Annotated in this window: 11 protein-coding genes; 5 read left to right on the top strand and 6 right to left on the bottom strand. The window is 36.9% G+C overall.

What is annotated here, in order from left to right; all coding sequences use genetic code 11:
• Positions 1-10 precede the first annotated feature (10 nt).
• From HNP25_RS10600 to HNP25_RS10610, 3 genes are all read left to right on the top strand, one after another.
• Positions 11-3,202, top strand: a complete 3,192-nt coding sequence (locus HNP25_RS10600) for an efflux RND transporter permease subunit (RefSeq protein ID WP_184134010.1) — start codon at positions 11-13, stop codon at positions 3,200-3,202.
• A complete protein-coding gene (locus HNP25_RS10605; RefSeq protein ID WP_184134012.1) occupies positions 3,202-4,647 on the top strand; it encodes a TolC family protein in 1,446 nt (481 codons plus the stop codon). The genes HNP25_RS10600 and HNP25_RS10605 overlap by 1 nt, the downstream gene beginning before the upstream one ends.
• A 595-nt stretch (positions 4,648-5,242) precedes the next feature.
• Positions 5,243-5,641 carry a hypothetical protein gene (locus HNP25_RS10610; protein ID WP_184134013.1) on the top strand — a complete coding sequence of 133 codons (399 nt, stop codon included), beginning with the start codon at positions 5,243-5,245 and terminating at the stop codon, positions 5,639-5,641.
• A gap of 124 nt (positions 5,642-5,765) precedes the next feature.
• Here the strand turns inward: HNP25_RS10610 and HNP25_RS10615 are convergent, their stop codons facing one another.
• Together HNP25_RS10615 and HNP25_RS10620 are read right to left on the bottom strand one after the other, a co-directional pair.
• Positions 5,766-7,640: a DUF4139 domain-containing protein gene (locus HNP25_RS10615; RefSeq protein ID WP_184134015.1), complete on the bottom strand. Its 1,875-nt coding sequence runs from the start codon at positions 7,638-7,640 to the stop codon at positions 5,766-5,768.
• A gap of 54 nt (positions 7,641-7,694) precedes the next feature.
• Positions 7,695-8,378, bottom strand: coding sequence for a DUF6250 domain-containing protein (locus HNP25_RS10620; RefSeq protein WP_184134017.1), 684 nt, complete (start codon positions 8,376-8,378; stop codon positions 7,695-7,697).
• A gap of 160 nt (positions 8,379-8,538) precedes the next feature.
• Here HNP25_RS10620 and HNP25_RS10625 point away from each other — a divergent pair, with 160 nt between their 5' ends.
• Positions 8,539-11,253 (top strand): exo-rhamnogalacturonan lyase family protein, encoded by a 2,715-nt coding sequence (locus tag HNP25_RS10625; protein WP_184134018.1) that lies wholly within the window; start codon positions 8,539-8,541, stop codon positions 11,251-11,253.
• An 80-nt stretch (positions 11,254-11,333) separates the two neighbouring features.
• Here the strand turns inward: HNP25_RS10625 and HNP25_RS10630 are convergent, their stop codons facing one another.
• The 4 genes from HNP25_RS10630 to HNP25_RS10645 all read right to left on the bottom strand — a co-directional run bounded on the left by HNP25_RS10630 (position 11,334) and on the right by HNP25_RS10645 (position 21,024).
• Positions 11,334-13,052: a RagB/SusD family nutrient uptake outer membrane protein gene (locus HNP25_RS10630; RefSeq protein WP_184134020.1), complete on the bottom strand. Its 1,719-nt coding sequence runs from the start codon at positions 13,050-13,052 to the stop codon at positions 11,334-11,336.
• A 29-nt stretch (positions 13,053-13,081) separates the two neighbouring features.
• The gene (locus HNP25_RS10635) at positions 13,082-16,207 is read right to left on the bottom strand and encodes a SusC/RagA family TonB-linked outer membrane protein (RefSeq protein WP_184134022.1); all 3,126 of its coding nucleotides are present in this window, start codon (positions 16,205-16,207) and stop codon (positions 13,082-13,084) included.
• Positions 16,208-16,242: 35 nt separating this feature from the next.
• Positions 16,243-17,931, bottom strand: a complete 1,689-nt coding sequence (locus HNP25_RS10640; protein WP_184134023.1) for a RagB/SusD family nutrient uptake outer membrane protein — start codon at positions 17,929-17,931, stop codon at positions 16,243-16,245.
• 69 nt (positions 17,932-18,000) lie between these two features.
• On the bottom strand, positions 18,001-21,024 hold the full coding sequence (locus HNP25_RS10645; protein WP_184134024.1) for a SusC/RagA family TonB-linked outer membrane protein: 3,024 nt from the start codon (positions 21,022-21,024) through the stop codon (positions 18,001-18,003).
• Positions 21,025-21,496: 472 nt separating this feature from the next.
• On the opposite strand from HNP25_RS10645, the gene HNP25_RS10650 reads away from it, so the two are divergent.
• Positions 21,497-25,651 carry a two-component regulator propeller domain-containing protein gene (locus tag HNP25_RS10650; RefSeq protein ID WP_221432444.1) on the top strand — a complete coding sequence of 1,385 codons (4,155 nt, stop codon included), beginning with the start codon at positions 21,497-21,499 and terminating at the stop codon, positions 25,649-25,651.
• The last annotated feature ends 109 nt before the right edge of the window (positions 25,652-25,760 follow it).

The raw sequence follows: 25,760 nt of genomic DNA on the forward strand, positions 1-25,760 counted from the left end.
AACTAATAATATGTTTAATAAATTCATCAAGAGACCAGTCTTGGCCATCATATTATCGCTCGTTATTATTTTTATGGGCGTACTGGCAATCAAGACACTGCCTACTTCGCAGTTTCCTTCAATTGCTCCTCCGATGGTAATGGTTTCAGCATCTTATCCGGGTGCAAGTGCCAAATCACTGGCAGAATCAGTGATTATTCCTTTGGAACAATCTATCAATGGTGCTTGGGGCATGAAATACATGACTTCCGATGCTACCAGTGCTGGTGAGGCAAATATTCAAATTGTATTCAATTTGGGTACTGACCCAGACGAAGCTTTAGTGCAGGTTTCAAACCGTGTTCAACAGGTAACCAATAAGTTACCTGCTCTTGTACAGAGGGAAGGAGTAGTAATTACGCCTATCATGCCAAGTATGTTGATGTACGTTAATTTGTTCAGTAAGGACAAAAACGCCAACATGAAATTCCTTTTCAATTATGCAGGGATTAACATGATTCCTGAATTACAAAGGATTAATGGTGTGGGACAAGCTAAAATTTTGGGTAGCCGCCAATACGCTATGCGTGTTTGGCTGAATCCAGATCGTATGAGAGCCTATAATATTTCACCAGATGAAGTAATGGAAGCCCTCAACGACCAAAGTGTGATTGGTAAAGCGGGACGTATAGGGAGAGGCGATGGTAGTCGTTCGGAAGCTTTGGAGTATGTTTTGGCGTATTCTGATAGATTTAGTAAGCCAGAAGAGTACGAAAATGTAATCATCAGAGCGAATCCAAATGGTGAAATTCTTCGCCTAAAAGATGTGGCAGAAGTAAAATTGGGTAGTGAATATTACGATATTTATTCTAACCTAAACGGAAACCCATCAGCGGCGATTGTCTTGAAACAAACTTATGGTAGTAATGCCAGTGAAGTAATTGGAAAAGTAAAAGAACAGTTGGAGCAATTAAAAAAATCTTTCCCTCCGGGAATGGATTATGAAATCAGTTACGACGTTTCTAATTTCCTTGATGCTTCCACCGAAAACGTAATTCATACTTTACGAGATGCTTTTATTTTGGTGGCATTGGTGGTATTTATCTTTTTGGGCGACTGGCGTTCAACGCTGATTCCTACGATTGCTGTGCCTGTTTCCTTGATTGGTGCGTTTATGTTTATGCAACTTTTCGGGTTGACCATCAACATGATTACGCTTTTTGCCCTAGTATTAGCGATTGGTATTGTGGTCGATGATGCGATTGTCGTCGTCGAGGCCGTCCATGCCAAGATGGAAGAAGAACATCTTTCGCCTTATAATGCCGTCAGAAAAGTAATTGGTGAAATCAGCGGTGCGGTAATTGCCATTACTTTATTAATGACAGCCGTATTCGTTCCAGTAGCCTTTATGACTGGGCCAGTAGGGATTTTCTATCGACAATTTGCGATTACGATGGCAACCTCTATCGTCATTTCAGGTTTCGTTGCCCTTACGCTTACGCCAGTACTTTGTGCCATGATTTTGAAAAATAATCATGGAAAACCAAGAAAGAAAACATGGTTGAACAGAGTTTTGGATAGTTTCAACAGCGGTTTTGAAAAACTGACGGGTAAATATGTGGGTTTATTAAGGCTAATTGTAAACCGAAGAGTACTTACATTCGGAATATTAATCGCCTTCAGCTGTGGTATTTTTGGGATAACTACCATTTTACCTTCGGGCTTTATTCCTTCTGAAGATCAAGGGATGATTTACGCCATTATTCAAACGCCTCCGGGTTCAACTTTGGAAAGAACCAATGATATTTCTGGAAAATTACAAGAAATCATTCAAAAAGTAGAAGGCGTACAATCGGTTTCATCAATCGCTGGTTATGAAGTATTGACAGAAGGTAGAGGTTCAAATGCAGGTACTTGTTTGATTAACTTAAAGCCTTGGTCGGAACGCAAGCATTCGGTGAATGAAATCATTTATGAATTGGAAGAAAGAGCCAAGGAAATACCCGGAGCGACCATCGAATTCTTCGACCCGCCAGCAGTGCCCGGTTATGGTGCAGCGGGTGGTTTTGCCTTACAATTGTTAGATAAAACCAACTCTGGTGACTATAAACAATTGGAAAGAGTAAAAAATGATTTCATGAAAGAACTGGGAAAACGTAAAGAGCTAACAGGCTTATTTACTTTCTTCAGTGCGAATTATCCGCAATATGAAATTGAAATCGATAACCAATTGGCGATGCAAAAAGGTGTTTCTATCGGTAATGCCATGAATACTTTGTCGATTTTTATTGGTAGTACTTACGAACTCGGTTTTATTAAATTCCAACGTTTTTTCAAAGTATTCGTGCAGTCAGCACCAGAATATAGAAGACTTCCGACGGATATTTTGAAACTGTATGTAAAAAATAATCGTGATGAAATGGTGCCGTTTTCTGCCTTTATGAGAATCAAAAAAGTACAGGGAGCAAACGAAATTAACCACTACAACATGTACAATACCGCCGCCATCAGAGGTGCTCCTGCAAAAGGATACAGTAGTGGTGAAGCCATTAAGGTGATTCAAGAAGTAGCCAAAGAAACCTTACCACAAGGATTTGATATTGACTGGGCGGCACTTTCAAAAGACGAAACAATGCGTGGAAATGAAGCCATTTACATTTTCCTTATCGTAGTTGTGTTTGTGTATTTCGTTTTGGCAGCACAGTATGAAAGTTTCTTGATTCCATTATCGGTAATTTTCTCACTGCCTGCGGGTATTTTTGGTTCGTTTTTATTACTGAAATTGATGGGCTTGGCAAACGATATTTATGCACAAGTAGGACTCGTCATGCTGGTTGGTTTACTGGGTAAAAATGCAGTTTTGATTGTAGAATTTGCCATGATGAAACATAAGGAAGGTTTTACTGTAAGAGAAGCGGCTATCGAAGGTGCAAAAGTACGTTTCCGTCCAATTTTAATGACATCCTTCGCCTTCATCGCAGGTTTGATTCCGTTGATTCTTGCACATGGTGCTGGGGCAATTGGTAATCATACCATCGGAGCGTCGGCACTTGGCGGTATGCTTTTCGGAACAGTTTTCGGCGTAATAATCGTACCGGGCTTGTACTACATTTTTGGTACTTTGGCAGAAGGTAGAAAGCTGATTAAAAACGAAGATGATGACCCATTATCTGAAGACTTTGTTCATTCAATTGATAGTTTCCCCCAACCCGAAGAAGAATAATGAAAACAATAAGCAATAAAATCACCCACCAATGCTTGGGATTCTTTGTCTTAGCATTATCGGTTTCGGCTTGTGTCGTACCCGTTAACATCGTTGAAAAAAAGGAAAGTAAATATACCCCTGAGCGTTTTAATAACGCTCAGGACTCTACCAACACAGCAAAAACTGTTTGGAAGAATTATTTTACAGATCCTAATTTATTGTCATTGATTGACACCGCTTTGCATAATAATCAAGAATTAAACATTACGTTACAAGAAATTGAAATTTCTCAGAACGAAATAAGTGCTAGAAAAGGGGAATACTTACCTTTTGTGAATCTTGGCGGTGGAGCTGGTGTTGACAAAACATCAAGATATACCAGTCAAGGAGCGAGTGATGATATTTCAGAAATAAAACCAGGTAGAGCAACGCCCGAAATCTTACCCAATACTTATTTGGGTGCTTTTGCCCGTTGGGAAGTAGATATTTGGCACAAACTTCGTAATGCTAGAAAAGTGGCAGTTGCTAATTATTTAGCATCTGTCGAAGGGAAAAATTTCTTAGTTACTAATCTTGTTTCTGAAATTGCTAATTCTTATTATGAATTGATGGCATTGGATAATCAATTAGACATTATCCAAAAAAACATTGATATTCTTAATAATGCTCTAACGATTATTAAATTAGAAAAAGATGCGGCAAAAGTAAGCGAATTGGCAGTACGTAGATTTGAAGCAGAGGTTTTTAAAACGAAAAGTCTTCAGTATAAAATTCAACAAAATATTGTTGAGACTGAAAACCGTATTAATTTCCTTGTAGGTAGATTCCCGCAACACGTTCAAAGGAATTCAGAACATTTTAATGAATTAATTCCAACAAAAATGTATGCGGGTGTTCCATCTCAATTATTGGAAAATAGACCTGATATTAGACAAGCGGAATTCAAATTAGGAGCGGCAAAGCTAGATATAAGTGTTGCCAAAGCTAATTTTTATCCATCACTGGGGCTTTCGGCTTCTTTGGGATTACGCTCGTTCAATCCTATTTATTTGGCAAGTATTCCTCAGACGTTGATGTCTTCTTTGGCAGGAGATTTAGCTGGTCCATTAATCAATAAGAATGCTATCACGGCGACTTATAAAAATGCCAATGCTAAGCAGATACAAGCTGTTTATAATTTTGAACGTACCATTCTGAATGCTTATATCGAAGTAGCCAACCAATTATCAAATATTGATAATTTGGAGAAAAACTACACGATGAAGAACAATCAGGTGCAGGCACTTACACAATCAACAGGCATATCGCTCAAGTTATTTAAATCAGCGAGAGCTGATTACATGGAAGTATTATTGACTCAGCGTGATGTCTTAGAATCAAGAATGGAACTGATTGAAACCAGAATGCAACAAATGAATGCCCTTGTAAATACTTATCGAGCACTGGGTGGCGGTTGGAATTAGTGAATTGATTTTTTAAAACTCCTTTTGGTAATCTTATCAAAAGGAGTTTTTTTTTAGACCAAAACCGTCGCTTCAACGATTTTTGAGTACTTCTTTGGCAAAAGTAAATCAGCATTCATTTAAATTTCTACAAATTATCTCCAACATTTTTCCTACAAAAACAACTGCTGTAATATTTTACTTACGAACACAAAGCTTCTGTGAGATTACTTATTCTGCATTCTGTACTCACTAAGTTTCATCCCTGTTTTAGCTATTAAAAATTGAATTTTTCGAGAATAAAGTAATTAAATGGCTTTAAATGAAGGAGGTTTTGATGAATTTGGGAACGAGAAATACTAAATCCCCAATTCTGCTCTTTATGTATCACTTTTCTTTATAAGTAGAAAAGCCTAAATCGTCCTTAAATCGAACAGTCACTGTAACAAAATCGAACACTTTAATAATTGTTTAAAAATATTAAGTTATTGAAAAACAGCTGTTTGTGTTTTTTGGCATAGTTCTGTTAATACTATTGGCATGATTGAAAAAATGTAAATATTAAGCATTTAACCTCAAACTTTCAAATAAATTTTAATTTCTAAAAAACAAGAAAATGAAAACTTTAGTAAAAACTTTCGCAATCGCTTTATTCACAACAGTATCATTCTTTGCTAATGCAAGTACAGATACTAACGACGCTACAAACGCTAAAAAAACTTTTACAGTAGGCGTTTACCAAACAATTAATACATTGAAAATGAATGTAATGATTGAAAAATTAGCAGGAAAAAACGTAACGGTTTTTTTAAAAAATGAAGATGGAAATGTAATTCACACCGAATACATCGGTAAGAAACAAACAGTTTACCACGGAAAATTTGACTTAAAAGAATTAGAGGATGGTAAATATAGCTTTGAAATCAGCGATGGAAATACAAAAATCGTGAAGAATGTACAAGTTGGAACAACTAAACCAGTATCATCTTCTGATCGTTTTATTTCGTTGAACTAGTTATTGTTTAACAGCTAAACCTATCAATTCCTATGAATTACGAGTTTTGTTTCAAAACTCGTAAAAAAACAAAAGCGGATTATTCGATAAGAGTAATCCGCTTTTTGTTTGACTATATGTTACTTTACTCTAAATTAACCTCCTGATTTTTAGGATACTTAACGCTATATTTCAAAATATGTTTTTTCTCCTGCTTGGCTGGAAGCTGGTATTTCCAAGTAAGTATTTTACTTTCTTTATCCAGCGTGGCATCTTTGTACTCTTGTTCGTCCACCGTAATTTCTTTCGTCGTTGAAATCGGGAATTGGTCTTGAATAACAATGTTAATACTTTGCTGCTTATTATTTCTTACACTGATTTCAAAGCCTCTATTTTCATTTTTGTAATTACTCAAAAACTGCTTGGTGCTAAATTCTTTTAATCTTTTTCGTTCAATGATAATGCCTTTGTCTCTTCCCAAAGAAATATTGAGTGTATCGCCAGCATGACGAACATCGAGGATTGATTTACCTAAATATGCACCTTCTAAGTAAAGGTTTACTTCACCTTCCAATAAATTAAGGTCTTGCCAGTCAATTAACTTAGCTGTCAAGAAAGCGTCTTTTTCTATTTTTGGCACAGCAAAATACTCATACAATGCTGGTACAGTTTGGTTTTTAATATCAACCGAATACATTTTACCATCATTCAAAATCGTATAAGGAATTTCAATTTCAAAAGTTAAAGTAGTGGGCTGATACTTTTCTGTAGCAACTAATGGGGCAGAACGAGCAGCACTTATAGTACTGACTGCACCTGTCATACTCTTCTTATGTTGAACACCATAGCCAACCACTACTACTTCGTTGAGTTCCTGTTTATCTTCTTCCAAAGCAATATTGATGATTTTACCATTGATATATGCTTCTTGTCTTTTAAAACCGATATAGTTAAAAACTAAGTACTGGGCATTCTCAGGGAGCTTTAAACTATAGTTTCCTTCTGAGTCCGTTGAAACACCTATCGTAGTTCCCTTTACATTAATCATTACACCGGGTAAAGGTAAATTTGTGCCTCTTTCAGTTACTTTTCCTGAAATTTCGTTGGCATTATGTATTACTGGTGAGCTAAATGCCATTGATTGGGTTTCTCCAAAACGTAAATACCAAGGTTCTAAATTCGGAGCGATGCCACTTTCGGTTGGGTCACCGTTTGAGATAGTGAGTTTTACATCTTTCCAATCTTCACCAGAACTTTGATATACATTGGCTTTGAGCGATAAATCTATCGGATTGCTAATGTCTTTTACTCTTAAATCATAAGTAGCAAACCATCCTGCATTTTTTACAAAATAGCTTACATCGAAAGAAGAACTACCCATTTCTTTAGCTGAAACAGTCACTAAAATATCGCTAGTTGCGTACTCTTTGTTATTGTTCAGGGCTCTTAACTGATAGTCGATTGTACGAATACTGCTGTCTATTTTTTGGATAGTTTTTTCATACTCAATTTGTTTCAAGAGTACTTCCGAAAGTCTATTTCTTTGAAAATCAACAGCTTCTTTTAAATCTGTAGTTTTCACACCAGTATTGCTTCCGCCGATGGATTGATTTTTAGTGAGGATGGTTTCTTCGTTTTTGAAGACTGCCAACATACTTTTTTCAACTCTTAATTTAGCTTTTAGACTTGCTTGTTGGTTTTCTAGCGTAGAAGTTTCTTCACGTCGCTTTTGTTCGTTGAGGTAATTCGTTTGATGGATAACCGACAAAATGGTAAAATTTCCGAAGCCTTTTACTTGAATACTTTGTACATCAATGTTGGGAGAAATGCCCGAAAAAACTAATTCGGTTTTGCCAGCTTGTAGATTTGCTTTGGCTTTTCGGCTCACTTGAGCACCACTGGTGAAAACGGTTACTTGCTCAATTTTGGAGCTAACATTTTGCTTTTTGCCTTGGGCGAAGGTCATTTTTCCTCCGAAAACAAGAAGGCAAAATAGGTAAAGTGCGATAGTTCTTTTCATTCGTTATGTAGTTTTTGAGTTTAAATATTTTAATAATGAGAGTAATATGCTTTCTTAAAGACCGATCACCTTAAAATCCGAAATCTCCTGATGCGAGAAAGTAGAACGAAAACCAAAGTAAGATGCTGGTGGAAAATGCTTGTCTTTCGCTTCAAAAAGTTTTTCATCATCAGCCCAAAAGCTTGTCATATTATCATTAACGATAATTTTGATTTGATATTCATGATTGGGCTTTAATAAATATTGGGCTTCGCTTTTTTCGGCTAAAAGTTTTCTTTCTCCTGCTTCATACTTTCTGAAACGAGTTGTTTTGTTGGTATTGCCGCCCATGCCCACATAATACATTTTTAAATTATCGTAGTCTTCAAATTTTCCAGTACGAGTAAAGAGATTGGTATTCTTTGGGTCTTCTGCCAACCAAAAAACATTCAAATCCGAAAGGCGGTCGTTTACGCCACCGTTCAAAACAAACTTTCGTTTAAAAGTAATCATATAATTACCTTTTAGTTTTTGATTGAACCAAACGCTTACACCACCTTTTGTATCCAGAACAAGCTTATTATCAATAGTATATACTTTAGAATTGGGCAGAGGTTCTATTTCTGAAACCCATTTTTTAGGATTGAGTACTCCTTGAAAATCTTCAGAAAAAAGGATTTTATTATGATGAATTTGAAGCTTGCAAGCGATTAGTATATTTAGTATAGAGACAATAAGTACAAAATTTCTTTTATTCATGGCGTTTAAACAATAGTTTTAGGTTAAAATTGGGTAAAAATACAGATTAATTTGCTTTCTAGCCTTGAGCTGAGCGCAATAAACTTGCATTTTTCCAATAGGTTTGAAGTTCAAAATGACAGTCAAAGTACTCAGCAGCTAACTCTCAAAATAACAATATATGAAATCACCTTTTTCGTTTACTCGTCGATCATTTGTTAAAAATTCAATGATTGCCGCAGGTTTACCTTTGTCTTCTTCTATTGATTTTTCGAAAGAAAATCAATCTGTTTTCGTTCCAGAACCCAATGCAGTGTCTTTAGCTTGGTTAGATAAACAAGTTTCTCCATTTTTCAGAGGAACGACTTGGGGAACACCTTGGGCAAAAGGTTTACATAAAAAGGGAACAGAATTTACCTTAAAAAGTAATGGAAACGATATTCCTACTCAAACTTGGCCTTTGGCATTTTGGCCAGACGGAAGTTTAAAGTGGACAGCCCATGCCATCAGTAAAAATGAAAAATTAGCTGATAATATTCAGTTGAAAGTTGGAACACCTGTAAAACCAACGGTTTCTTTAAAGATTCAAGAAGGAGCGGATAGCATCAAAATTGACACAGGAAAAATTCAATGTGAAATTAATAAAAAAGGACAAACCTTGATTACTTCTTTACAAAGAGATGGTCAATTAATAGCACAAAATGGCAAATTGGTTTTGTCTGTTCAAGATAATGTAGAAGCTGGAGAAACATTTAAAATTGATACTTTTGAAGGAAAAATTGATAAAGTAAGTATTGAACAAAGTGGCGACATCAGAGCTGTTGTGAAGATTGAAGGCTCGCATCAAAATACGGCTTCTAAAAGTTTATTGCCTTTCGTCCTTCGTTTGTACTTCTATGCAGAAGCGGAATCTATCCGAATGATTCATACCATTATTTATGATGGCGACGAAAACAAAGATTTTATCAAAGGTTTGGGCATTCGCTTTTCTGTGCCTATGAAAGAAGCTTTGTATGATAGACATATCCGTTTTGTTGGAGAAAACTCAGGCGTTTTTACAGAAGCCGTACAAGGTTTATCAGGTTTGAGAAGAGATGCAGGAAGAACCGCTTTAGATGCCCAAATAGGAGGGAAGTCGGTTACGCAATTGCCTGATAATGTGCTGAAAAACATTCAATACATTCCCGCTTTTGGAGATTATACTTTATATCAAGGTTCGCCAGATGCTTTTGATATTCAGAAAAGAACGAAAGCGGGACATTCGTGGATACAATCTGCATTCGGTGGGCGTGCCAGCGGAACGGGCTATTTCGGTACGCCAAAAGGAGGAATTGCTTTTGGAATCCGAAATTTTTGGCAAAGTTTTCCTGCACAAATTGATATTAAAAATGCTCATACAGAACAGGGAGAAGTAACTTTATGGTTTTGGGCACCCAAATCGCCAGCGATGGATTTACGTTTTTACCATGATGGAATGGGGGAAGACACGCACGAAAAACAATACAGTGCTTTAGATATTACTTATGAAGATTATGAACCAGAATTCGGCAGACCTTTTGGCGTGGCTCGCACCAGTGAGGTACAAATTTGGGTTTTAGCTGAAACACCTTCTGGCGAAAACTTGGTAGAGATTGCCAAGCAGATTCAAGAACCAGCTTTATTGGTGGCTTCGCCAGAATACTTGGCTCAAGTAGGAATTTTTGGTAGTGCTTTTTCTGTACCTGAAAAAACTGCTTCAGCCAAAAAACAAGCGATTGAAAATCAACTAGATTTTTACTTTGATTATTATAAAAAGCAAATCGACCAACGTCGTTGGTATGGTTTCTGGAATTTTGGCGATGTCATGCACAGTTATGATAACGACCGACACGTTTGGAAATATGATGTAGGCGGTTTTGCTTGGGATAATTCAGAACTTTCAACAGATTTATGGCTTTGGTATTATTTCTTGAGAACAGGCAGAAATGATGTTTTCAGAATGGCAGAAGCCATGACTCGCCACACGGGCGAAGTAGATGTGCATCATATCGGGCGTTTTAGTCCGCTAGGTTCTCGCCATAATGTACAACACTGGGGTTGTAGTGCCAAACAGTTGAGAATCAGCACGGCAGCCAACCGTCGTTTTTATTATTACTTAACGGCAGACGAAAGAGTAGGGGATTTGATGCGAGAGCAAGTAAATGCTGATAGAACACTGAGAACGATTATTCCAGGAAGAAAAATCGGACAAAAAGCACCTGAATCAGACCCTAAAGGCGAACTAGCAAGTGTTTCTTTTGGAACAGACTGGGGTGCATTGTCGGCCGCTTGGCTCACAGAATGGGAGCGTACTGAGAACCAACAAGTAAAAGCCAAATTACTCAACAGTATGCGTACCATTGCTGAACAAGCTCATGGCTTTTTGACAGGTGGTGCCATTATGGAATTGGCAACAGGGAAATTCCGTCAGGAAGATGCTAAAAAACTGTCGGTTTCACATTTGAGTGCTGTGTTTGGCTTGGCTGAAATTTGTGCTGAACTGATTGATGTAGTAGATATGCCTATTTTTGAAAAAGCTTGGTTACAGTATTGTCAATTATACAATGGCACAGCAGAAGAACAAATAGCAGCGTTGGGCGAAAGTTTGAAAAAATTGAATTTAGAACAAGGTCACGCTCGTCTAACCGCCTTTGTTGCTAAACGGAGTAAAAATGCTGAATTAGGAAAACGTGCTTGGAAAGAGTTTTATGGAGGAGAAGGAGGTATTAAAAAGCCATCTATTCAAATTAAAAAATTAGTTGGACCAACAGTACTGAATCCTGTAGAGGAAGGCATTGCAATTTCTACCAATGGCGTAGCCCAATGGGGTTTAGCAGCGATGCAATGTTTGGCTTTTGCAGGAAATGAACTAGAATAGCTAATGTAATAAATTGAGTGAATTGTGGTTTTATATTCTATTTATCCACAATTCACTCATTTACAACTTAAAACTCACAATTACCATCCTGGGTTTTGTAGCATTGCTGGTGCTTTGCGTACTTCTGAATCTGGAATTGGTAATAAATACATTTCTGGACGGAAATTATGACGTCTGATAGACTCAGTTACTTCATACGTATAAGTTGTTCCGTTTTTGATAATTCTCATACGCTTGTTGAAACCATTGTTAACAACCATCGCAATTTTCCAACGACGAATATCATTCCAACGGTGGTCTTCAAAAGATAATTCGATACGGCGTTCATTTCTGATAACCTCTCTCATTTCTTCTTTTGCCATGCCCGCTTTCAAACCATAAAGATTATTTGCTCCTGGCTCAATACCTGCTCTTTCACGAAGTTCAATCAATTTAGGATAAGCCAATTCTGGTTTTCCAGTTTCGTTGATAGCTTCGGCGTAGTTCAATAATATTTCGGCATAGCGTAATAAAGGCCAGCCTCTGTTAGTATTAAAACTACTATTGGCAGAAATGTTTACATCACACATTTTACGAGTATAATATCCTGTCGTTTGTCCTGACACAGTAAATCCATCTGAAGCAGCACCTTCATGTGTATAAACGGGTCTTAGTGCATTGGCAGAAGCCAAGTAATATAAAGATTCGTTATAGACGATAGAATAACCAAATCTAGGGTCACGGTCTTTATAAGGATTTTTCGGGTCATAACCAGAAGTAGCGTCTGTAATGGCTTTTCCGTTTTTCATTGGGAAAGCATCTACCAAGTTTTGAGTTGGTACAGCGTTATTTCCACCACCTCTGGTTGGCATATTATAAAAACCTTCCATATCACGGTTTGCAGGACGGTTTTGGAAGAAAATATATTCTGGATTTACTCTTTCCAAAAATACTTGTGCAAAACCATTACCTGGTGCAGTGATATTATCTTTATACAAACTGTATTCGTTTGAATTGATAACTGCCAATGCAGCGTCAGCCGCTTTTTGCCAATGTGCTACATCATAGGTTGGGTTACTTACAATTTTAGCTAAATCAGCATTTTGTGTTTCAGCACCACCATTGAACAATGGACTTGCCGCATTCAACAAAACTCTTGCTTTTAATGCCAAACAAGCACCTTTTGTGATACGTCCATAATCTTGCTCAGAATACTCATTTTTACTTGGTAATTGTGCCGCAGCAGCGTCCAATTCGCTAGTTATGTAGCTTACACATTCTGCATAAGAATTACGAGGTTCATTAATAAAATCGGTAATTTCATATACTTTATCATTCACCAAAGGCACACCGCCAAAACTAATTAATAGCCAATGATAATACCACGCTCTCAAAAAGCGAGCTTCTGCCACCATTTGAGTTTTCAGTTTGGCAGATAAAGGTGCTTGTGGTAATTTTTGTAATAATAAATTTACTCTACGGATATTGGTATAAGGTGTTGACCAAAATTCAAAGAATGGAAAATTGGTCGGACTTACCGTTCCGCTGTAGAGTACAACTGCTTTTTGACCAGTACCAGAGTAACGATATTCAGCGTCGTCGGTTGCTTCTTCAGTATTTCCGTGAGAATCCCAACGGCCTTTGTTAAAGCTAAAACCCACGTCGCTATAAATACGAAATAAGAAAGCCATTGTACGAGTACTATCGCTAAAAACCGTTTCCTCGGTTAAAGCATTTGTTTTTGGGTCGAGGAAATCATCAGAAGGTTTGCAAGCGGCAAGGCTACCAATGATACATCCAATTAACAATATTTTTTTCATGACTATTTTCTTCAAATAAGGTTAAATACTTAGAATGTGGCACTTATGCCGAGGTTAATTAACCTCTGAGGCGGATAACTTACTCTGTCCGTTCCAGAAGTAATCTCTGGGTCGAACTGATACAGTTTACTTAATTTAGTAAACGTAAGTAAGTTAGAACCATTCACATAAATACGGATTTGCGGAATACCTAGCTTTAGAGAGAACTTGCTTGGTACTTCAAAATTTACCTGAGCATTACGCAAACGAAGGTAGTCGCCTGGAATAAACCAGAATGTAGAAGGATAACCTCCTGGATCACTAATCCCACCTAATAAAGTAAGACGTGGATATTTGGCATTATCTCCTAATTCTGGTGTCCAAGCTTGCTGGTGTATAGCGGTTAAGTTTGATGAAAACGCACGGATAGATTCAGCGGTACCTCTTACGTTAAAGTTGAGAGCTCCCTGAAAATTGGCACTGATACTAATACTCTTATAACGAACTCCCAAATTGATACCATAAACAGTATTTGGTGTATTCGGATTTCCCGTTACCGACATATCATAACCATCAATTTTGCCATCATTATTCAAATCGGCATATTTCAAATCGCCTGGTTGTACTGGTACAGCCGTTTTAGGGCTACTTGCAATATCATCCGCATTTTTATAATAACCAATAAAAGTATATGCTCTGATTTGTCCGATACTATTACCAGTGTAAGCTTGGTATGGATACAGAGAACTAGGTTCGTCTTGGAAAATGATTTTGTTTTTTGCAACAGAGTAATTTCCTTTGATTGAATAAGAGAAACCATTACGAGTAGGACTTTGATAACCCAATTCTAATTCAAAACCACGGTTGTTTACTTTACCAATATTTACAGGGGGTAAACCTTGTCCGAAAATAGCAGAAACCGTTCCACGAGTAGTAAGGATGTCATAACGATTATTGTCGAAGAAATCTACGCTACCAGTAAGGGAGCTATTCAATAATCCGAATTCTAAGGCAACGTCTAGTTTTTTCTCTTTTTCCCAAGTTACGTCGTTATTAGAAAGTGTTCCTTCAAATACACCATTGTAACCATTACTAGAATATCCGAAGTTTGGTTGTACCACACCGTTACCCGTACCATAGTTTTGTTGATAATAATACGAGAAACCACTTCCCAAAGCATCATTACCCACAATACCATACGAACCACGAATTTTAAGCATATCAATAGTTTTGTAAATACCTGTTTGTTGGAAGAAAGGCTCTTCAGAGATATTCCAACCTGCCGAAGCCGCTGGGAATAAACCAAAACGCTTATCACTCACAAAACGGTCAGAACCATTATAGGCAGCATTCAATTGTAATAAATAACGGTTTTTATAATCGTATCCTAAACGCCCCGAATATCCTTGGAAGTTATTAGGAATAAAATTGTAAACATTATTACCGTTAGAAGCTGTAGTTGAGTTACGATTCATCAAAGCCAAACCATACACGTGGTGAGCTTTGTTAAAAGTTCTATCATAATTCAAGATAAACTGCATATTGAATACTCTTGAAGTACTTCTTGGGTCATACCCAAGAAAGAATCTTCTTACTCTATACACGTTAGGGTCACGTGGTTCGTAAGTATCTGTACTTGCATTATAAAGGAAAGATGGGAACTGGTCACGTGTCATACTTCTTGTATAAGCGTAATTGCTAGTGAAAGAAACACGACCTTGAATATTCAAACCTTCCGTAATAAAATTCAATTTCTGTTTAGCCGAACCAATGAAGTTAATATTACTTTCATTACTCTGGCTATAGCCATAATACGACAAACGACCAATTACGTTGTTTACGTTATAACTTGGGTTTTCGTTACGACTCCAAGAACTATATCCTAATGAACCATCTGGATTATAAATCGGATAGGCAAAAGGTGCTAAAGTAGCGAAACTACTATAATCATAAAACAAATCGTTATAACCAAATGGGCTACCAACTTGTGGCGTATTTACTTGGGCAAAGTTTCCGTATAAATCCAAACGTAAGTCAAGTGTTTTGGTAACACTCATGTCAAGATTTGAACGATAATTATAACGTTGGTGGAAATAATTACTGTTTACGCCTTGTCCTTGACCGTAATCTTTCAACATCCCATCTTGATTCAAATAACCTACTGAAACAAAGTATTTTACTCTTTCTGTACCACCCGATAAATCAAGGTTTCCTCTGTATTGCTTACTGAAAGTTTTGAATAAAGCTTCTTTCCAGTTCACATTTGGATGACCGTAAGGGTCGGCACCACTTTTGTATAAAGCTAAATCTTCATCAGTAAAACGAGGTTTGAAAGATGGACTTGGGTTAGCAGCATTATCATTAATTTGTGCTTGGTTGTAAAGTCTAGCACTTTCATAAGCGTCTAAATAACTCGGAATTTTTGTAGGTTGCGAAAGAGCTGTTTCTACTCTTACCGAAATTTGTGGCGGTCCTGCTTTTCCACGACGAGTTGTAATTACAACAACACCGTTTGCACCTCTAACTCCATAAATAGCTGTTGTAGAAGCATCTTTCAAAATAGATAAACTTTCAATTTCGTTCGGGTCAATTCTTGCAAATTGGTCATAAGAAAACTCAACGTCATCTACAATAATCAATGGACGGTTATTACCATTATATGAACTTACACCACGAATGAAAAAGTTAGCACCATCAGCCCCAGGACGACCAGAAGGTTGTTGCGAGAAAAAACCTGGTAGCTTACCTGCCAAAGCATTTTGTAAACTGGCAGCAGGGTTTTCACGAATTTCACGACCAGAAACCGAACTTACAGAACCCGTCAAAGTAAGTTTTTTCTGTTGTCCAAAACCAACAACCACAACTTCCTCTAAACTTTTTTCATCAGCTTCTAAAATAATATTGAGGTTTGATTTGTTGGCAACCAGTACTTCTTGTTGTTTATACCCCAAAGAACGAAAGATTAATACGCCACTTTGTCCTTTAAGTGTAATTCGGAACTTCCCGTTTTCATCGGTTAAAGTACCATTAGTCGTTTTCCCTTTTTCGAAAACGGATACGCCTGGCAGGGTCTCTTTGGCATCAGCGACAACACCACTGACGAGCTGCCCCTGTGCGTAAAGTGAACCGCTAGTGAAGGCGGTAAGGAATAACAGGATATATATTAGTTTTTTCATAAATTCTAATGAATTTTATTATGCTTGAGTCAATTTTACCAACCTTCGTTTTGGATTAAACTTGGGTTTTTCAAAGTTTCATCATAAGGAAGCGGCATGTAATAAAGTCTTTTTGTAAAAACCATATTACTGATTTGTACAGGCGTATAATTGAAAACACCATTCGTTTGAGTAGTGGTAATTCTCATGCCCATTAAAGCTCCGCTCAAAGCGGTTTCTCCAATTTTCCAGCGACGTAAATCCCAGAATCTATGTTCTTCAAAAGCTAATTCAATTCTACGTTCGTTTTGAATCAAAGTTCTTAATTCTTCTTTCGTAATACTTGCCTTGATGCCATAACGATTATCCGTTCCAGCTTTAATGCCTGCTCTTTTACGCACTTCGATTACTCTTTTTACAGCATCTTCAGTTTTGTCGAGTTCATTCAAAGCCTCAGCAGCATTCAAAATAATTTCAGCATAACGGAATAGCGGAAAGTTGTGGCTTTGATTGGTGTAAGTAGTATTATTAGAAAAATCAGCCATAAACTTTCTGAGATAATAGCCCGTTCTGGTTTGTACTATATTGCCACCTGGTTTGTCTTTTCCACCTTCAAAAGTTTCAACGCTACGTCTTAACCAAGTTTGTCCGTTGAAGAAAACCGTTAAAGCCAAACGTGGGTCACGGTCTTTATAAGGATTTTGCGGAGCATATCCAGAAAGTGGATTGCTGATTTCTAATCCATTATTCATCGGAAAAGCATCTACCAAATTTTGTGTTGGACTCGTCAAACCTTGACTAGCCGCTGGCGACCCATATCCGATTGGTGCATTCAAACTTTCAATAGAAGTATTGTTTGAGCCTTGTTTTGCAAGGATAATTTCCGTGTTTTTCTTCACCGTGAAAATATTATTGTACGAAGCTTGCAAAGCGTAGTAATTCAAATTAATCAATTCGTTGTTTGCATCAAGTGCTTTTTGCCAACGAGCAGCATCATAAGTAGCGTAGCCATTCAATGTTTTCAAATTGGCATTTGTACTTACTCCACCACCATTAAACAATGGGCTAGCCGCATACAATAACAAACGAGACTTTAATGCAATGGCTGCACCTCTTGGGATTTTCCCCCATTGGTTATCCGAAATTGGTTCAGGTAATAAATTGCCTTTGATGGCGTCACATTCGCTTACAATATAGTTTACACATTCTTCGAAGGTGTTTCTTGGTAAAGACAAATTATCTTCAATCGTGAATACTTTATCGGCAATTAACGGAACGCCACCATATCTTTTCAGCAATTCGAAATAGAGGTAAGCTCTTATAAACCTAGCTTCGGCTTTCCAAGTAACAATACTTGCTGGCGTAGCGGGTACTTTATCAATATTGGCCAAGAAGATATTTACTCTTCTGATTCCCGCATAGCTATTTCCCCAATATGGGTCTGGGTTGTTCAATACGCTGATGATTCCGTTGGTGTAATATTCAATAGCACGATTAGTTCTTGAAGGAATCGCATCGCCAGCACCAGCATCTAGGAAATCGCCACCAATTCGGTTGAAACCCGTTGGAATATAATTGTAAATATCATTCAAGAAAAAAACTGCCAACGTAGCATTTTTATCTTGTTCATCCCAAACCAAATCCTCTTTAATCCAATCACGAGGTTCGGTTTCTACTCTTTCACAGCCCGTCCACGACATCGACAGTACCAGTAAAAGAAGGCTTGTATATAATTTTTTATTCATTTTTTTCAGAAGTTTGGAATTGTGTGATGTGAATATTCTCACAAAAATCTCAGAATTATTCGTCTATGCTTACAATTTTAAATTCACGCCAAAATTGATAAGTCGTTGAACTGGATAATTACTTTGATAGCTTTCTGGGTCAATTGATTTATCTTTATTGAACGTAAATACATTCACTGCATTCGCAAAGAATCTTACCGAATTCACGTTGATTTTACCCGCCAATTTTGTTGGTAAAGTAAAGCCAACTTCGATGTTTTTCAAGCGAACATAATCCCCAGAACGCACCCAGTAAGATGAAGTAGCCTGATTATACACATTTGAACCAATCCAAAGACGTGGATAAGTAGCATCTGTATTAGTAGGCGTCCAACGGTCTAAATGTTGTTCAAATGCTTGACCGAATCCACCATTTTGAAAAGCGAAAGTAGAAGCATTATTTAAGTAAATATTTCTGTTGGCAACTCCTTGAACCAAAGCAGAGAAATCAAAAGCTTTCCAGCTAAAACCTAAACTAGCTCCGAAAGGAATTACTGGTTTGGTATTACCAATCGCCGTTTGGTCTAATTGGTTAATAAGCCCATCATTGTTAAGATCTTTGTATTTAATATCTCCTGCTTGTGGCGTGTAACCAATAATACTTGGTGCGCTAGTGGCTTCTGCCGTAGTTTGGAATAAACCATCTGCTTGATAACCGAATGCTTGTCCTACTCGCTGACCAGTACGTTGCATCCAAGCAAAAGGCTGATTTACTTCGTCAAAATATAATACTTTTGATGATTGAACTCCTGCATTTACTGTGGCATAAATACTTACATTTTTGATGTTCTTTTGATATAAAAGTTGTACATCTAATCCCGAGTATTGATTTCGTCCGATGTTTTCGTTCGGATAAGTATTTCCTAATAAAGCGGTGTTACGTCCACGTTGCGTCAACAAATCGTAGTACTTCATGTGATAATACTCGAAAGTAAACCCTAATTGTTGATTGAAAAGCGAACCTTGCAATCCGACATTCAACTTATTAGCTTTTTCCCAAGTAATATTTGTATTGGCGATTGGTAGTTCCGTAATCGAAGTATTTGAACCAGCACCTGTACCAAAAAATGCACTGCTGCTATCAAAATATCGTTGGATGTACGAGAAGTAACCTGGATTATCATTTCCTGTTTTTCCATAAGAACCATATAATTTCAGGTACGAAAGCCATTCTTGAGATTTCAAGAAATCTTCTTGACTGATGTTCCAAGCTAAACCAACCGATGGAAAGAAACCATATTTAGTTGTACCACCATCTGGGTAACGGTTAGAACCATTCAAACCAAAAGCCATTTCAAGAATATACTTTTTTGAATAGTTGTAGCTGAATCTTCCTGAAGTTCCAGTAAAAGTTAAAGGCAAATCCGAACCTGCTACTGAATTTTGACGGTTCGCTAAAAGTAAACCAGTGAAACCATGTTCGTTGAAAGTACGGTCATAACCCAAAGTCAATTCCAAATAGTCTGAACGTCCTTGATAATCAATTCCATTGGCATTCAGCTGGTCGCTGTTTGCACCAAATTGTTGGTAACTCTCTTGTCCAGTAGGAGAAAGGTTTCTTTGAAAAACTGCAAAGGTTTTAGGACGAAGAATATTTTCAGAAAGCGTAGCATAATAAGAACCTGTAGCTTTTACCCATAAACCTGTTGTTACTTCATCCAAAGTTCTTTTCAAGTAAAAGTCAGCTAACATATCTCTTTTAAAATTCTGCTGATAACCAGAACCAACTGTTTGTGCCCAAATGTTACTTTGGAATTGTTGCGAGCCGGCATAAGATTTATCTGGATTATAAACAGGATACGCATTGTTTGGCGTATTCATGATGGAGCTTAGAATTGAACCTGTGCTAAAACCCGCATCATTACCATTCAAGATTCTTCCTAATAAGTAAATACCGCCTGATAACTTTGAGTTTAATTGTAAATCAACATTCGAACGAAGTGTGTATGATTTAAAATTGTTGTTAGTACTGTAGGCATTTATATCGCTTTGTTTCAATAAACCTGATTGATTGATGTGGTCGAATGAAACAAAGTATTTAGAGAAACTATTACCGCCACTCGCACTAAAAGTATAACGGTCTTGTCTTGAAGAAGAATTCAATACTTGGTCTTTCCAATTTATATCTGGATATAAATATGGGTCTGAACCTGACTGATAACCTTGTAAGGCTTGTTCAGAATATACAGGAGCTAAACCATCGTTTTTCAAAGCCTCATTATACAAAGTAGCATAATTGAAAGAATTTAATGCTTTCGGAAAACGCAATGGTTGTTGAATGGCTGTTTGTGCCGTAAACGACATTCTCGCAGTGTTTGGATTTCCCTTGCGAGTTGTAATGACTAACGCTCCGTTAGAACCACGCACACCCATCATGGCTGTAGAAAGTGCATCTTTCAACACCGTAATCGACTCAATTTCTTCTAGGTCAAAAACAGTTAATTGACGAGGAATACCATCAATAATAACCAGTGGGCCTTGATTTCTTAATGAAATACTTGTGCCATCATTACCGGGCTGACCAGTAAACTGATTTGTACTGATACCCGCCAATCTACCAGACAAAGCACTGATGACCGAAGTAACGGCTGATTTCTGTAAATCATTATTGAATACCGCTTGAGAAGACGAAGCCGTCAAATCACTTTGAACGGTAGTATTGAACAAACGACGAAGTGGTTTTGAACGAAGTACTGCTGGGTTTTTACTGCTTAGTACTATGATTGGCGAAACTTTATCGCCCACCACATAATCCATAATTTTTGTACCCGAAGCAAAGATTTCTAATTTGTCTCCTTTATTCGCTCCAATCGTCAGCGAACCCGCTGCATCAGAAATTGCTTTAAGTCCTTTGGTTTTGTTGTTAATCCTGATATTTACCAAAGGCTCTTCGTTTTCGTCGATGATAACGGGCGAAAACACTTCTAGCTCTGTTGCTTTAGTTTGGTCAGACTGTGCCACCATCAACATCGCATTAAACATTAGCATTGTCGTCAAGGCAATCCTACACAAAGGAAACCAGTAGAGACTGCGTTTACGTATAAATTTTATCATAGTTTTGTTTTTTTGAATTTTTGCAATCGTTTTTTATGAATACTCATAATGAAAAAAGGAATGAAGTTTGAACTACATTTTATCAAATATTAAATTTGAATAATGCAAAAATAATTAATGAAAATTCGCCAATAGGGTGGTTTTTTCGTATAAAAAGGGGGTTAAAATCACAGAAAAGAAATCATACAATGCCATTTCAATCATTTCAGGCGATAAATCAAGGTATAAATGTCAAAAACGTTATTTTGATTGTATCCACGAGTATTTTAATTGAAGAATCCTTTGTAGGGAATAAACATATTTTATTTTCTAATTGAGGAGAAGTTTTTGCTATTCCCCTTTAGTATCATAAACTTTGTAAGATTTTGATAGCGTTTTAGGCTATTGAAATTTAATCAACCGCTGAAAAGAAAGAAATCTGAATGGCAATGTCCGTTACTTATTTATGAAGTATTATCTATTAAACATACTCTTGATTATTTCACTTGTTCCTAAACTTTGTTTGGCACAAGTAAACACAGAAAAATTTCGCTTTGAACATCTCACTGTAAACGAAGGCTTACCCCATAGTGACGTCATGTTTGTCGTACAAGACCATTCGGGTTTTATCTGGACGGGCACTAATAATGGTATTAGTCGTTATGATGGCTATGAACTAAAGAAGTATGATATTCCCGTCAATCCAGACAATGGCTTACCCAGTAATCGTATTCATGCTTTACATGTTGATAAAAAAGGATCGCTATGGATTGGAACAGAGAGTGCAGGACTTAGCTTATTGGATGTACACCACGACCGAATTATTAATATTACAGAAAGGGCAAATTCGGAAGTTAATAGAACATTAATGAAATTGCTGAGAGTCTCGGATGTTGTGACGATTGTAACAGACGATTTAGGACGCATTTGGGTAGGAACAAGTAAGAATGGACTATTTGTATTAAAAGTAAATGAAGAAAACATACTTGAAAGCATTCAGCAAATTACGATTAATAAAAAAACTGCTTACAGGGTTTCTAGTTTAGTTTTTGACAAAGACGGTTATGTTTGGATTGCTACTCGTTCACAAGGTTTGTGGTATGTTTTACCAAAAAGCTCAACGATTCATCGTTCGGCATTAGCGATAAATTATTTAAGAGCTTTCCATGTAGATACAAGAGGAGACCTTTGGGTAGCCACTAGCGAAGAGCTTTATTGGGTGAGTAAAGCAAAACGACTTACCTCAAAAGGACATGAAGTAACCTTAGGAAATATTTCGGAAGTAGAGTGTATTTTTTTAGATTCGTTCAATCAATTATGGGTTGGCACAAATTATGGCTTACGTTTTTGGTCGCCAAAAAGTCAGATTAAAACTGGCGAGATTCCGATTGATATTCAAAAAGCAACAGTTTTTTTACCTTTGGATGATGACCCTAGTAGTATCAATTCGGGAAGAATTCACCAAGTATATGAAGATAACAATAATACACTTTGGCTAGCGGCTTCGGCAGGTGGGCTGAATAGGGTTAATTTACACAGAAAACCATTTTATAGTTTACAGCGGAAATTTGAGCAACATCCCACGTTGCCCAACAATTACGTCAACTGTATTCGTAAAGATGTTAAAAATAATTGGTTATGGATTGGTACTCGAAATGGTTTTTCAAAGTATGATTTAACAACAAATACTTACCAAAACTACATCAGCAAACAATCGTCAGGTGATGCCACTGTTGTAGATGTTTCTGCTTTCTGCCAAAATAATGATGGAACACTTTGGGTTGGTACAAGGTATTTGGGGATTTTTAAACTGAAAGACGGTAAAAGGGAACAGTTCATACAAATTACTCCAGATTTAAGTCTGTATAATACAAGCATTGAAAAGATTATTGAAGACCGTTTCGGGAATATTTGGTTAGCTACTTTTGAATTGGGCTTGTTACGTTTAGACAAGGAAGGAAAACTATTAGAAAGGTATTGGGGCGAACATAATCCGCTGATAAGTAATCAGTTTACATTTTTAATGTACGATGCTTCAAAAGATATTTTGTGGGCAAGTACCCGAGATAAAGGGGTTTTGAAAATTCAAGTTCAGGATAAAGGCGTTAAATTATTAAAACAATTTAGTTATGATGCCAATAATAAAAACAGCTTGAGCGGGAATTATGCTTGGCCACTTTTGCAGGATAAAAATAATAATATTTGGATTGGAACAATTGGTGCTGGTTTGAATAAAATTTCTACAAACGCTGAAGGAAAAGATTTGGTTCAAAGGATTAATTTGCCATATCCTAATATCGAAAGTATGGAAATTGATGCCGATGGAAACCTGTGGATTGCGGGTGACGGTTTATTGAAATTCAACCCATCATCAAGTCAATGGCTTCATTACGATGTGGCTGATGGCTTGCAGAGTAACTCTTTCAAAGTAGGAGCATCCACAAAAGCCGCCGATGGCACTTTGTACTTTGGGGGTATTCGTGGGCTTACTTATTTCAATCCTTCAGAAATTCGTCCAGACTTAAAGGCGTCGGTTATCAGGTTAACAAATTTCAAAATTTACAATAAACCCGTTCAAATCGGAGAAGAAATTAATGGGAGAGTAGTTCTTGAAAAGCCCTTAGACCAAACCCAAAACATTACAATTAAAGATAAGGAGAACGATTTTTCAATAGAGTTTGTGGGCTTAAATTATAATAACCCACACAAAAATGTATATGCTTACAAACTTCAAGGATATAATAAAAATTGGGTTTACACAAGTTCAAAGCAAAGAATGGCTAGTTTTGCCAACCTTTCAGCAGGCGAATATTCTTTGATAGTAAAAGTATATAACGGAGAAGGAAGATGGTCGAAGTCTCCAGCGATTCTAAATATTACAGTGTTGCCACCTTGGTATAAAACTTGGTGGGCTTATACATTATATACTTTCCTGATTGTTGGTGCTTTTATCTTATATCGTAGGGCAAGTTTAGCCCGACAAGCCTTAGAAAACACTTTGGCTTTAGAGAAATTTAAAGTAGAAAAAGAAAAGGAAATTACAGATTTGAAACTCCGTTTTTTCACCAATGTTTCTCATGAATTGCGTACGCCACTTACTTTAATTTTGGGGCCGATGGAAGAATTAATGTCGATTGAAACCAAAATGAAGGACAAAATCGTACTAATGCACCAACAAACTCGGAAATTATTAGAGCTTGTCAACCAATTGTTGGATTTCAGAAAAGTAGAATCAGGTCATGTTTCCTTGCGGGCTAGTCAAGGAAATATTCTTAGTTTTATTCAAGAAATATTCTTGATTTTTAAATTGAAAGCAGATGAATCTCATTTTGATTATGCCATAAGTATTCCAACAAAACCCGTCAATATGTATTTTGACTGGAGTAAACTAGAGATTATTCTGACGAATCTGTTGTCTAACTCATTCAAATATACGCCAGAAAGAGGTAAAATTAGAATAGCAGTTGCAACAGTTGGTTCGCCTGAAATAGAAGCCGTTTTTGCCAATAAAAAGCTTATTGATAATTACTTAGAGATACAGGTGCAGGACTGGGGGATAGGAATGAAAGCTGATGAAATTGATAAAATCTTTGATCCATACTTTCAGGCTTCGCATACCGAAACCATGAAAATTATGGGTACTGGGATTGGTTTGTCTTTGGTAAAACAATTTGTGGAAGCTCATGGGGGTGAAGTTTATGTAAAAAGTGAAGTAGGGCAGGGGACAACCTTCTTACTAAAATTACCATTTGGGAAAGCTCATTTGGAGGCTCATGAAATTTATTCGGAAAGTACAGAATTTAAAAAAGCAACTGTTAGCAATACTGTGTCAGTTGTAGAAAATATTGATTTAGAAAAAACACCAGTAAAAGTGCCGCATACTACTCGTATCTTGATTGTGGAAGATAATGAAGAATTACGCTTGTACTTACAACAACTTTGTGAAGCAAATTATGAAGTTTTTACCGCAGTAGATGGACTAGACGGTTGGGAAAAAGCTTTACAACTTTTACCAGATTTAGTGATTAGTGATGTGATGATGCCAATGAGCGATGGCTTGGAATTATGTAGAAAAATCAAACAACATCCTAAAACCACACATATTCCTGTGATACTTTTAACGGCAAGAGTAGCAGCTGTTCATGAATTAGAAGGTTTAGAAACTGGAGCGGATGAATATATGGCTAAACCATTTAACCCGCTGATTTTGAGTGCTAAAATATTGTCTATGTTACAAAGTAGGTTGTTACTTCGAGAATATTATCAGAAGCAATTGTTATTAGAACCGACTCAAGTAGATATTCCAGATGAAACAAAGCAATTGCTAGAAAAAGCAATGGCAATTATTGAAGATAATCTGAGTGATTCCGATTTTAATGTACAAGTATTAGTACGAGAAATGGGGATGAGTCAATCAGCATTTTATCGTCAGATTAAAGCCATTACTGGTCAATCGGTAGTAGAATTTATCCGTGATATTCGCTTGAAACGTGCTGCTCAATTATTGAGTACAGGTAATTTGCGTGTTTCGGAAGTAGCCATGATGGTCGGGATAGAAGACATTAAATACTTTAGAAAGATGTTTCAAGGGATTTATAATATGCCCCCTTCAGAATACGCCAAACAACAACGTGGCAATGTGGGGTAAATATGAATTGGCAGTGATAAATTATGAATAATAGATACTGATTACGGTATATTATTTATCTGATTACTTGACAATTTTTCTAACTGTAGCGGCAACCCTTGCGGTTGCC

Origin of the sequence: Arcicella rosea (assembly GCF_014204325.1) — a bacterium.
In the GTDB taxonomy this organism is placed as follows: Bacteria; Bacteroidota; Bacteroidia; order Cytophagales; family Spirosomataceae; genus Arcicella; species Arcicella rosea_A.